This window comes from Microcoleus sp. Pol11C3, from assembly GCF_036701485.1.
GTDB lineage: Bacteria > Cyanobacteriota > Cyanobacteriia > Cyanobacteriales > Microcoleaceae > Microcoleus.
Window position 1 is genome coordinate 18374 of the sequence record NZ_JAUBQW010000078.1, and the last position, 11708, is coordinate 30081.

Annotated in this window: 10 protein-coding genes; 6 read left to right on the plus strand and 4 right to left on the minus strand. The window is 47.7% G+C overall.

What is annotated here, in order from left to right:
* Window positions 1-249: 249 nt before the first annotated feature.
* Window positions 250-996, plus strand: coding sequence for a hypothetical protein (locus QUA40_RS17840; protein ID WP_333128141.1), 747 nt, complete (start codon window positions 250-252; stop codon window positions 994-996).
* A gap of 91 nt (window positions 997-1087) precedes the next feature.
* On the opposite strand, the gene QUA40_RS17845 is transcribed toward QUA40_RS17840, so the two are convergent.
* Both QUA40_RS17845 and QUA40_RS17850 read right to left on the minus strand, forming a co-directional pair.
* Window positions 1088-2110, minus strand: coding sequence for a tetratricopeptide repeat protein (locus QUA40_RS17845; protein ID WP_333128143.1), 1023 nt, complete (start codon window positions 2108-2110; stop codon window positions 1088-1090).
* Window positions 2111-2457: 347 nt separating this feature from the next.
* On the minus strand, window positions 2458-2820 hold the full coding sequence (locus tag QUA40_RS17850; protein ID WP_333128145.1) for a hypothetical protein: 363 nt from the start codon (window positions 2818-2820) through the stop codon (window positions 2458-2460).
* Between the two features lie 410 nt (window positions 2821-3230).
* Here QUA40_RS17850 and deoC point away from each other — a divergent pair, with 410 nt between their 5' ends.
* From deoC to QUA40_RS17870, 4 genes are all read left to right on the plus strand, one after another.
* On the plus strand, window positions 3231-3911 hold the full coding sequence (gene deoC, locus QUA40_RS17855) for a deoxyribose-phosphate aldolase (RefSeq protein ID WP_333128147.1): 681 nt from the start codon (window positions 3231-3233) through the stop codon (window positions 3909-3911).
* 206 nt (window positions 3912-4117) lie between these two features.
* Window positions 4118-4993 (plus strand): DNA repair protein RecO, encoded by an 876-nt coding sequence (recO, locus tag QUA40_RS17860; protein WP_333128149.1) that lies wholly within the window; start codon window positions 4118-4120, stop codon window positions 4991-4993.
* 231 nt (window positions 4994-5224) lie between these two features.
* Entirely contained in the window at window positions 5225-6793 is a 1569-nt protein-coding gene (locus tag QUA40_RS17865) for an MFS transporter (RefSeq protein ID WP_333128150.1), read from the plus strand.
* A 26-nt stretch (window positions 6794-6819) separates the two neighbouring features.
* On the plus strand, window positions 6820-8046 hold the full coding sequence (locus QUA40_RS17870; protein WP_333128153.1) for a glycosyltransferase family 4 protein: 1227 nt from the start codon (window positions 6820-6822) through the stop codon (window positions 8044-8046).
* A gap of 312 nt (window positions 8047-8358) precedes the next feature.
* Here QUA40_RS17870 and QUA40_RS17875 read toward each other — a convergent pair whose 3' ends face one another.
* Window positions 8359-10038: a phosphatidylglycerol lysyltransferase domain-containing protein gene (locus QUA40_RS17875; protein ID WP_333128156.1), complete on the minus strand. Its 1680-nt coding sequence runs from the start codon at window positions 10036-10038 to the stop codon at window positions 8359-8361.
* A gap of 11 nt (window positions 10039-10049) precedes the next feature.
* Window positions 10050-10970 carry an alpha/beta hydrolase-fold protein gene (locus tag QUA40_RS17880; RefSeq protein ID WP_333128159.1) on the minus strand — a complete coding sequence of 307 codons (921 nt, stop codon included), beginning with the start codon at window positions 10968-10970 and terminating at the stop codon, window positions 10050-10052.
* 242 nt (window positions 10971-11212) lie between these two features.
* Here QUA40_RS17880 and QUA40_RS17885 point away from each other — a divergent pair, with 242 nt between their 5' ends.
* Entirely contained in the window at window positions 11213-11668 is a 456-nt protein-coding gene (locus QUA40_RS17885) for an NUDIX hydrolase (RefSeq protein ID WP_333128162.1), read from the plus strand.
* Window positions 11669-11708 lie beyond the last annotated feature (40 nt).

The window sequence follows — 11708 nt, forward strand, 5'->3', positions numbered from 1 at the left end:
CCCGCCCGCCCTTTCTGGACGGGCTGGACGCCCATCCCACAAGAACCATCACGCATTGTAAGTTATTTAATTCTCATTCCTTAGCTCCCGCACTGCCAATTTGCTACCAGCAGGTTTTGTGCAAGTACGGGATATTTACCTGTATCCTATATCCTCCTGTAGCCTCTGTGCTATCGCCAGATTTAATCCGGTGAAAACAGGCAAACACAAGTAACCATATACAATTCCTTACCCCCTCGGAAGTGCAACATGAAAAAACTAATTTTACTGACTGGAATGCTACTCATGATGACGGCAAAATCAGTATTTGCCAGCCCAGTAGCCCCCAAAATTGCGCCGAGCGACCTGATGGCTGCCTCGGAAATTACAGAAACCTTTAACCAACCCGTTACCTCAGAATCAGTTCCCAACCTCGAACCGATCAAGCGAATGTCAACCTCGGAAATCCGAGAAACCATCAACCAACCCACCACCTATATTTTTGAAGGCGTCAAAGGGCGAGAACTCACTCTCTCCCTGTGGGCGGGACAACTGACAGCCGAACTGTACAGTCCCAATGGTGAAAATATGGGGGTTATTGAAAAAGCAGACAATCAGTGGATGGGTCAGTTGCCAGAGTCAGGCATCTATCGCGTGCGAGTTACCCCCAAAGGTGAAACCACCAGCTTCGTACTGGGACGCGATTTTAACGCTAAATGGACTTATAGGCCCGATCGCGCAATTCCCATAGCATTCAAGGAAAAACAAGCCACAGTCAAACTCAAAATGTCCGGCTACCAAATCCAGCCCATCACGCTTCAAGGCAAGCAGGGACAGACAATTAGGGCGACAGCTAGCAACAAAAATCTAGATCTGGCGATCGAATCTCCGTCGGGACAACTCCTGGATCAAGGCGAAGGTCAAACTTTTGCTCAACTCCCCGAGTCCGGCATCTACCGGGTAATCGTAGTTGCCAAGAGGCCGGTCAAGTCCTCAATCCGAGTTTCTGTGCAATAGCAAAGATTGCACAAACACTGTCGGGCGATCGAATTTGCGTCGCCCAAAAAAAAACAGCTCGCCAATGGGGCGAGCTGTTTTTTGCGTAACATCAACCTTGGATCAGCGCTTCAAAACGTTCTTGTTTCCAAATGCAGCTTAAATCCGAGTCAGCTAAAGCTAACTCTCGGTATAAATTAGGGATAAACTCAAGAGCCCGCTGCAAATTGTCAAGAGCCAAATCAGCAAATCCCAGTAGCGCATAACAGCAAGCTTTATTGTAAAAAGCGTTAGCAAAATCAGGATTTATTTCTAAGACTGTTTCGTAGCAAGCAATCGCCTCAGAGTAGCAGCCTTTTCGCGCCAATTCCACACCCCGGTTGTACCAAATCAAATAATCTTCAAAGGGACGCTCAGATGTGGGAGTAAACTTGGCATTTCTCTGATTTAAACTTATTAATTTCTCCAAAGCAACTCTCCGTTCGCCCACAGCTTCGGATCTGCCCGGTTGTAGAGCGATCGATCGGCTAAAACTAGCCACTGCTTGTTTGTAAAGTCCCATTGAGTTGGCAGCTATACCGCGATTGTACCAAGCCTTCGCGTCGTCTGGGTTAAACTCGATCGCCCGCTCAAAACTGTTGAGCGCCTGATAGTAAAGCTTGAGTTCCAACAAGGCATTACCTCGGTTGTACCACACCCAAGCAGCCTCCGGGTACAAATTTAAAGAGCGATCAAAACTCCGAACCGCCTTCTCGTACAGCCCCATATCGATCAGTGTCAGTCCCCGGTTGTGCCAAATACTCGCCGCGCACGGACTGAACTCCAGAGCCCGGTCAAAACTATTGAGAGCTTCCAACCACTGGCCCAACTTTCCTAAAGCAATAGCCCGGTTGTGCCAGCCAAAGCTCGCATTCGGCTCCACCGCCAAGGCCTCATCAAAACTCTTCAGCGCCTCTAAGTGCCGTTCTAATTTCCCCAGAGCCATACCTCGGCCGAACCAAGCCTTATAATGATCTGATTGCAACTTCAAAGCTCTGTTAAAGTTGGCCAGAGCACCATGATCATCGTTAGCTTCGAGGTGGCGCGAACCTAGATGGTAATACCAAGCCGCTTCCAAGTTTTGAATTAGGTTCATAATATTTTGTATCTATCTTAGGGATGATTCTACATCAAACCATACCTGGAGTAAAACTGTAATTCCACTAAAAATCTGAAAAATTTGATACAGGGCGATCGCCCGTACACACTGCCAGTAACAACCTCAACAATTTGCGGTCGAAACTAACTATTTTCCTCTCGTAAGATGGTTTTTTAGCTAACCGCACTCATCGCTTGTTAGAGTTGCTGTGAATCTCAAATCAGCGTGAATCACGCAACTATTTACCGCATCACGAATTACGTTTGCAGTTACCCAAAGAGTCCTAGGGCACCCAAAGTTTAACTGCAAATCTGATAGTGCGATCAAACTTCTGCTTGCCCAATTCAAGCAACCACAACCGCTGTTTTAGCATCCTCACTCAACATCAACTGGCCTGTTGCATCAATACTAAAATCTTTTCCCAGCACAAAACCCTTGCACATCAACCGCTGGCAAACAACCAGCGCAGTAATCCGGCGAATTTCTTCCATTACGTCAGCAGGAATCAAATAGCTCAAACTCCAGATAACCGACTCGCAGTCATACCAAATCAAACGCTCAATACTGACAATCATCAAAGCAGCTACACTGTCAACAGACAGCCGCCCTCTGAGATCAGCAATCAAATCTTTACCAATTAAGCTATTGCGAGTCATCATCGCTCTAGCCATCTTCCCAATTTCTTGTTCGAGTTCTAAATGATTCATGCTTGGCACTGGCTTTTATGTTTTTAAAGCACTACTAAAAGTAAAAACAGTAGCCGCTACCAGGCTCTGCCCTAGCGTAGCTGACGCAGGCTCTACCGTAAGTCCTTTTAACAAAGTATACCTAAAGAAAGAGTAAAAATGTATCTAAAGGCAGATACCAAAATATTATTTTTTTGACATTAATTGGTAAATCAATTCCCACAAGAGTTTTTACCAGCAAATTGAGTATTTATACTTGCTAGGGCCCGGAGTAAAGTCGATCGATTTTAGATTTTAGATAGAAGAAGTGGAGAATTAGAGAAAGCGACCTTACCGAGGAAAGCGGGGGGTTGTACTCTGGCTGCTTTCGGTCGAAGATTGGTAAATTCGCTACATAATAAGGAAGTAGTTACTTCGGAGAAAAAACAGCAATGGCTGTAAACCAGGCAGACATCGATATTGCCCCCTTGATCGACTACGGCCTGATCGACCCCACCGCTACGCCAGAGCAAGTAGAATACTGTTGCCAACAAGCAGAGAAATTTGGCTTTGTCACAGTTTGCGTGTATCCCGCCTACGTCCGACAAGCAGTTGAGCTGCTGCACGGAAAACGTCCCAAAGTCTGTACAGTTATAGGTTTTCCCACCGGTGCTTCGACTTCAACGGTGAAAATTTACGAAGCTCTAGAAGCAGCAGATAATGGAGCGGTAGAGTTAGATGTCTCGGTTAATTTAGGATTGCTGAAAGCGGGCAAAATCGAAGAATTCCACCGGGAATTAGCCCAAATTTGCGAAGAAACCAATCTCACTATCAAAGCAATTATCGAAAGTTCGCTGCTTTCGGATGCCGAAAAACAATTAGCGGCTGAGATTTGCATGGAAGCTGGTGCCGCCTACATCAAAACCAACACTGGCTTTTTTGGTCCGGCGAAAGTTGACGATGTGCGACTGCTGAAGGAAGTTACGAAGGGACGGATTGGGATTAAAGCGGCCGGCGGAATTCGTACTCATGAACAAGCTTTAGATTTGATCGTCGCTGGGGCAACTCGTTTGGGGACTTCTCGTGGCCCCGAATTACTCCGCCAGCGCGATAATTTAGATAAAAGTCATTAGTCATTAGTTATTAACTGGTTCCAAGGCTCTGCCTGGGAACCCATATTTAGAGGCTCTGCCTCGGCTGGGATTAGGAGGCAGAGCCTCCGGATCTGCGTTACCAGGCTCTGCCTGATAACGAGTATCTAATAAAAGTTCTGCGTCGCGGACTGTTTTTGGTACTGTCCTTGTAAATCTAAAATCTAAAATCTAAAATCTAAAATCGAGTGACTCGAACTTACAAAGCAACTGGAATCAATCTCAAGAGTGCGCCGATCGGCGAATCCGATCGAGTGCTGACAGTTTTGACGCGGGAATTCGGGTTAATTCGAGCCGTAGCACCGGGTGTTCGCAAACAGCGATCGACCATTGGTGGTAGAAGCGAATTATTTGTTGTCAACGAATTGCTAATTGCCAAAGGCCGATCGCTCGACAAAATTACCCAAGCCGACACCGTACAATCCCATCCGGGTTTGAGCCGCAACCTCGGGAAACTCGCAGCCGCGCAATATCTGGCCGAATTGGCGATCGCCAGCGCCCTTTCCGACGAGCCCCAAGAAGAACTCTTTTGGTTGCTAGGCGAACATTTGAGCCGTTTGGAGCGTTTGTCCGATCGCACAGAAATCCAATCCGCCGCCGTGCTTGTCGCCCACCTCACCCACGGCATTTTTCACTTGCTAGCCTTAGCCGGCCTCGCGCCCCAAGTCCAAGTCTGCTGCGCCACCAGACACCCGCTCATCCCAAATTTCACCGATCCGAACTGGCAAACCGGGTTTAGTATACCCTCTGGGGGAACCTTCAGCTTGTCCGAACTCGCTAACCTAGAGGCAGAACTCTCTTCAGAAATCGGTAGCTTGTACAAATCCGCTTCCCGTTCCCGCCAAATGAATAGCAGCAAACACTTGACAAATTTCAACATTAATGCTAAAGAATTAGCAGCGCTGCAACAGTTGGCTAGTCCAGAACTAGGAGAGGGGATTGCCGATCAAACAACTTGGGTATCAGTAGAAAATATTTTGCGGCAATATGCCCAGTATCATTTAGGTTGCACGATTAGATCGGGAAGCTCGATCGATACCTACTTAGAGAGTTTTGAGTTTTAAATTTTGAGTGTTGACTTAAAGAGGTGAACGAACGATCGTACATCGCACCCCCAGCCTGCGGGATACCCGAACCTGCGGGCCATTTCAGGTAAATTCTCAAGGTTGTTGCGACATCAGATAATAGATAGAGATAAAGTTACGAGATTATTAATAAACTTAGGGGTTAACACCTCAATTTGAAATTCACATCCCCCGAACCTCCACCATCCCAGGCGAGCCACCCCAAATCCTATGATGCGACTGTCCGATTCTGATTTGACAATATCTGTTTTAGCTGTGACCCACCACAAAATGGAAGAACGAGAAAATTTTCCCGATTTTCGCTCGGAACCCGCCTTGGCCGATCGACGGAGCAACGTCCAAGACCCAGAAATTGATAAATATCCCACAACGCAAGAAACAGAGTCAAGCAACGGCAAAAGCCAAGAAACCGAAGCAATCCCCCCGCTGGCAACAGCAGACCCAGCAGCCGGGAGCTCCGAAGCATTAGCCGAAACTCCCGAAAAAGAAACAGGATTTCTGCCAGTGCTCAAAAACCGAAATTTTCTAGCATTGTGGAGCGGGCAAGTTTTTTCCCAACTAGCAGATAAAGTTTATCTCGTACTGACGATCGCCCTCGTGGCCAGCCGCTTTCAAGCGCCAGATCAAACCATCAGCAGGTGGGTATCGGCAATCATGATCGCCTTTACCATTCCCGCAGTGCTGTTCGGGGCCGCTGCGGGCGTGTATGTCGATCGCTGGTCGAAAAAAGCAGTGCTCGTAGCCACAAACCTCCTGCGGGGAGGCTTTGTTTTAACATTGCCCGTACTGCTGTGGCTCTCTGACGGGTGGGAACTTGGTCAACTGCCACTGGGATTCTGCTTGCTGCTGCTAGTAACATTCCTAGTTTCGACCCTAACTCAATTTTTCGCCCCAGCAGAACAGTCAGTGATTCCCCTAATTGTGGAACGTCGCCACCTGCTATCGGCAAACTCCCTCTACACCACAACCATGATGGGTTCGGTGATTATTGGCTTTGCAGTCGGAGAACCCTTACTAGCTTTAGCCGACACCCTATTTTCCAACCTCGGCGGCGGACTCGGAATCGGCAAAGAATTAGTAGTAGGGGGAAGTTACGCCTTCGCCGGAGTGCTATTGCTGTCGATGAAAACAGGCGAAAAAAACGATGCCGAACACGAACCGCCGCACCCCCTAGCAGATTTGCAAGATGGGCTGCGTTACATCAACGATCAACCGAAAGTCCGTAATGCTTTAATTCAACTAATTATTCTATTTTCCATTTTTGCAGCCTTGGCAGTTCTAGCAGTTCGGCTGGCAGAAATCCTCCCCGGTATGAAAGCGTCGCAATTTGGCTTTTTGCTGGCTGCGGTGGGCGTTGGTATGGCTGCTGGGGCGACGACAGTCGGCTATCTCGGCCATAAATTTTCTCACTCCCAATTGAGTTTAATCGGATCGATCGGCATGGCACTTGCTCTGATGGGCCTTTCAGCATTTACACACCATTTGTGGCTCTCGGTGCTGTTCATTACCCTGTTGGGTTTATTTGCCTCATTGGTGGGAGTGCCGATGCAGACTACAATTCAAGCAGAAACCCCAGAAGAAATGCGCGGAAAAGTCTTCGGGCTGCAAAACAATGCCACTAATATCGCTTTGAGTTTACCGTTGGCTTTGGCCGGGGTAGCGGAAACATTTCTGGGTTTGCCGACAGTATTTTTGGGTTTAGCAGGATTAGCGATCACTGGCGGTGTCTTAACCTGGTATATTTTCCGTAGCAGTAATAGCAAAGTCGATCGAATCTAAAAAATAACAAACTCTGATTTACTGGAATGCACATCGCTTGGCTAGGAAAAAAATCACCTTTTTGCGGTAACGTCACTTACTCCAGGGAAGTCACCAACGCACTATTAGACCGGGGATACCAGGTCAGTTTCCTGCACTTTGCCCAAGAAGCGGGCCCACTCGACAGGAACAATACGGCGTGGAGCATGGCAAATGGTTCATGGGGAAAGAGAATTGCTCAAACCTCATATACCAATTCGCTCTCGCCCGCGAGTTGCAACGAAGTCTCTTTACCCTGTCACTACAAATCGCAAATTTATACGATTCCCACTCTCAAGTCCCGCACAGTGCTGATGAAATCTCTGCGGCGGCTGAAACCCGATGTTGTTCACGCTTCCCTGACGCTTTCGCCTCTAGACTTTTTGCTGCCGGAAATTTGCCAAGAATTGAATTTGCCTCTGGTGGCGACTTTTCACCCGCCGTTCGATCGCAAATTGCGGAATTTGACATCAGGCACCCAACACCTGATGTATCAACTTTATGCTCCGTTTTTGGCTAACTACAACTCGACGATCGTATTTTCTTACATTCAGCGGGATATTTTGGTGAAGTTGGGAGTGCCGGAAGAACGGGTAGCCGTGATTCCCAACGGAGTAGACGCGGTGAAGTATTCGCCCGGGCCTTCGGGGTTGAAGTCGCAATTAAAAGCCGATCGAGTTTTTGTTTACCAAGGCCGCATTGCCCCGGAGAAAAATGTCGAGGCTTTGCTCAAGGCCTGGAAACAGTGCAATTTTGGCCGGGGCAACGTGTTGGCGATCGTAGGCGACGGGCCCCTGGCCGCCTCGCTGCAACTGTCTTACGGCGAAGAGGACGGCATTGTGTGGCTCGGATTTGTCGCCGAGGAGGAACGCCGGATAGAAATTCTGCGGGGTGCAGACGTATTTATTTTGCCTTCTTTGGTGGAGGGATTGTCGCTGTCGCTGCTGGAAGCGATGGCCTGCGGTTTAGCTTGTTTGGCCACCGATGCCGGTGCTGACGGCGAGGCCTTGGAGGAAGGCGCGGGGATAGTTTTGAACACTCAGCGGGTACGGAGTCAGTTGCAAACCTTGCTGCCGCTGTTTTGCGAGCATCCTGAGTTCGGCTCGCTGCTTGGTCAAAAAGCACGCCAACGGGCGATCGAGCGGTACACTCTCAGTCAGAATATTACTGAGTTGGAAAAGCTGTACTCAGAGGTTTTGCAAAAGCAGCGCGTACTAATTCGGGGCTTGGCATAAGCAAGGAAGTTCGGCAACGAGCAATGTAGGGGATTTAGCGGATGCAACGAGCGAGGAAGTCGTGTCTCTACCCTTCGATATTGCTAGGGAAACGGCACTGCCGTGTCCTCTTTACTCGTTACCAGGCTCTGCCTGGTAAAACAGATCCGGAGGCTCTGCCTTCATTATCCAGCCGAGCGAGAGCCTCTAGATATAGGTTCCCAGGCAGAGCCTCGGAACCAGTTAAGGCAGAGCCTCGGAACCAGTTAATGGCACCTTTCGGCAAGCGCCTGGGAACCAGTCATTCCTCCCCAATCTAAAATCCAAAATCGCCTACCCTCCGGGGCGCAAATAATCCAAAAGTCGATCGCCCGAATCGGCCCGAATCAAAGCAACCACAACATCCGGCAAACTCCCCAAACTCGGATAAACAAAATAACGCGGTTCCCACCGCGGCCCAAACTTATCTTTAAAACTGTGCAATCCCTTAAAATTATAAAACTTGCTCAAGTGATCCGAAAGATAAATCAACACATTTTCCAACCTCCCGGATTTCTCAGCTTCTCCGACTCCCGCCAAAGCCGACAAACCCAAATCAAATTCTGCATATCCCAAATCTTGACAGTGCTGCAACATCGAAGCAAATAAACACTCCATCGTGCCATTTTCCACCTCAGTGCGGCGCCGCATTAAATCAACTCCAACCACTTGATTCCCAGCAGATATCATATTAGCAAAAGCACTTATTTTACCATCCGGAGTGTGGATGGCTGCGGCGCGACTTTCCCGCAAATAGGCCTCGTCAAACCAACCCACAGAAAACTTTTTTTCCGCACCCTGAACCATTTGCAGCCACTCATCGCTCACGAGTTTCATTTGCCGCATCAATTCGGAACTTAAAGGAGGTTCGTAAAATTTGACTTGATGACCTGCTTTTGTAAGTCGGTTGATAGCAGTTCTCAAGTTTTGATTAGCCTTGCCTTTGAGAGTAAAATTTTTGAGATTAACAACAGCTTCTTCGCCAATTTGCACCACTCGAAAACCTAGATTATAATACATTTCTAGATCGTCAGGCAAAGTTTGATAAAATGCTGGATACCAATCGTTGCGATCGCAAAATTCTTGAAACCCCAGAATTGCCTCTTTGCGATCTTCTGCAGGCCCGATGGGGTCTCCGAGGGCGATCGCACCTCTACCTTTGGGCACGTAGGCGATCGTACTTTTTCCCGAAGGACTAAAATAATAAGATTTATCCTCAAGCAACGCCAGTCTCGCTAGCATTGTCCCCCCGTATTCTGCTACAACTTCTTTAGCTTTATTCCGTTCCGAAATACTTGCCGAATCTCGCAGCAGCACCGGACGCAGCAGCATCAAAAGTGCGTAACCAAGCGTTACCGCACCCACAGCATAAATCGAATCCGCAAAAAAATTGGCAAACCGAGTTTTCGGAACCAACCCCGCATTATCCGCCGTAAAAAACATGGCGAAAGTCTGGAACAAAGCATCGTCCCAATCGAAATTAACCGCTCGTTCGTTAACTTCAAAACGCCCGTCTAAAATGTAAAAACCCGCCGTTCCGTAAGCCAGCGTAAACAGCAAAGCCCCCAGCAAAACCCGAATTCCTTGAGCAATTGAAGGGCGATCGGATTTAGCCGTAAACGTCTGTCGCATCACCAACAACTGAAACAGAAGCACCCCAGAAAGCAAGCTTTCTTCAACATCCAATCCCTTGACTAAATGAATTACAATAGAAACCATTAACAATCCCACCGTCAGCAACCAAGCAATCCGCTTGCGCCGCAACAAATTAGTTGCCAGAGTTAGCAGCATAAATCCGATAACTGCTGCAAAAAAATGGCCGCCCGCACGCACGGGAAAAGGGAAAAATGGTTCTAGCCAATTTCGGCGTTCTGGTAAACTGGGAGTTACAGCAGACAGCAGGTTAATAACTCCTACCAATCCGGTTAAAAATGATGCAGTCCAGAGTCCAACCCTAGTTTTTTGGGGTAACACAGTTCACCTTTCTAATTTTTCTGTGCGGGCAGTGATATCTTAAACTGTTTTCCAACATAAATCAAAGAATCGGCTAAATGCTTGTGCCAGTAATTCCAACCGACATCGGGGCCGACAATCCCGTGTCCTCCCGGAAATTTGTTAAACTCGTTGGCTATACCCAAACTGTTTAATTGCTCGTGAAACTGTTGAGTTGAAATAAGAAATTTTTCGTCTGCTTCCCCCGCATCCAAATAAGCGCGCAACTGCTGTTTATCTTTAACAGGAAGTTTTCCCACTAAATATTTAGGACTGTTAGCCTTGCCGCTTTGATCTGTAAAATAACCGCTGTGGCTGAACAAAATATTAAAATTATTCAAGTAGCGCAAACCGATATTAAAAGCTCCCCAACCCCCCGAAGATTGTCCTCCCATTGCCCAGAATTTGGGGTCTTCCAGCGTTCTGTAGCGCGATTTTACGATGGACACTAACTCGGAGCCGATCGCGCTTCCCACCTTACCGTTTGGTCCGTCAAAATACTGCGGGTCCCACAAAGGACTCGTACCCCGCTTGTCGTTACCGTCAGGAGTAATTACAATTGATGGTGGCAATGTTTTGCTTTTATATAAATCGTGAAGCACAGAAGTAACAGCGGCTTTGTCTTGATAAGCGCGCGCGTCTCCGTGCCCGCCGTGCAGCAAAAAAATCACTGGATAGCGCTGTTTGGGATTTTTTGCGTACCCAGGCGGCAAAATTAAGCCGTAGGTGCGCTCTGAATTCATAGCTGCACTTTTATATGTTTTGAGTTCAAAATTTAAGTTGGCATCAGCCACTACTTTCGGAGGGTCTAACTGAGGTGCTCCGGCAATAAAAACGTACCAGTATCCAGTCACACCGAGGAGGAGGATTGTACCCGCACCGATACCTAAAACTTTTCCCAGCCACTTAGGCATACTTTCAATCTCTCTTTTTTGTCTGCGATCGCAATCCGTACATTATATGCAAGTATATTGTAGAAGTGTAGGTGAGGTTGATCGCACATTTTGCAGCGTTCTCAGTAACGGGCAAAATGCCCGTTCCACAATACAACTTTAACCGGCAAGATGCTCGTTTCACCGCAAAACTGCAAGGGTATTAAATTTTTCTGTGTTCCGTGTTCCATTTTCCGTTTTCCGTCTTTCTTCTTCCTTCGCAAATGAATTACCAAAATCCCGCTCCTACAGTTGATATTATCATCGAATTGGTCGATCGCCCCCATCGCCCGATCATACTCATCGAACGCCGCAATATTCCCTACGGCTGGGCAATTCCCGGCGGCTTTGTCGATTACGGGGAAGCGGTAGAAACGGCGGCAAAACGCGAAGCTTTAGAAGAAACAAGCTTGAATGTAGAATTAATTGAGCAATTTTACGTTTATTCCGATCCCAATCGCGACGCCCGCGAACACACTATCAGTATTGTATTCTTGGCTTCTGCAACGGGCGAACCTCAAGCCGCCGACGATGCTAAAAATTTACAGATTTTTGAATCTTGGCAGATTCCCCATCAATTATGTTTCGATCACGATCGCATTTTACGAGATTATTGGCGTTACCGTCATTATGGATTGCGGCCACGGGTGCATCTCACTTTGGCAAATACATCAAATTGAAAGTTGACCGTTGAGATAAGCACAGCGAAGAGCAAGGATA

Coding starts and splice junctions, on each gene's coding strand:
- QUA40_RS17840 (WP_333128141.1), top strand. CDS start 250: ATGAAAAAACTAATTTTACTGACTGGAATGCTACTCATGATGACGGCA.
- QUA40_RS17845 (WP_333128143.1), bottom strand. CDS start 2,110: ATGAACCTAATTCAAAACTTGGAAGCGGCTTGGTATTACCATCTAGGT.
- QUA40_RS17850 (WP_333128145.1), bottom strand. CDS start 2,820: ATGAATCATTTAGAACTCGAACAAGAAATTGGGAAGATGGCTAGAGCG.
- deoC (WP_333128147.1), top strand. CDS start 3,231: ATGGCTGTAAACCAGGCAGACATCGATATTGCCCCCTTGATCGACTAC.
- QUA40_RS17865 (WP_333128150.1), top strand. CDS start 5,225: ATGATGCGACTGTCCGATTCTGATTTGACAATATCTGTTTTAGCTGTG.
- QUA40_RS17870 (WP_333128153.1), top strand. CDS start 6,820: ATGCACATCGCTTGGCTAGGAAAAAAATCACCTTTTTGCGGTAACGTC.
- QUA40_RS17880 (WP_333128159.1), bottom strand. CDS start 10,970: ATGCCTAAGTGGCTGGGAAAAGTTTTAGGTATCGGTGCGGGTACAATC.
- QUA40_RS17885 (WP_333128162.1), top strand. CDS start 11,213: ATGAATTACCAAAATCCCGCTCCTACAGTTGATATTATCATCGAATTG.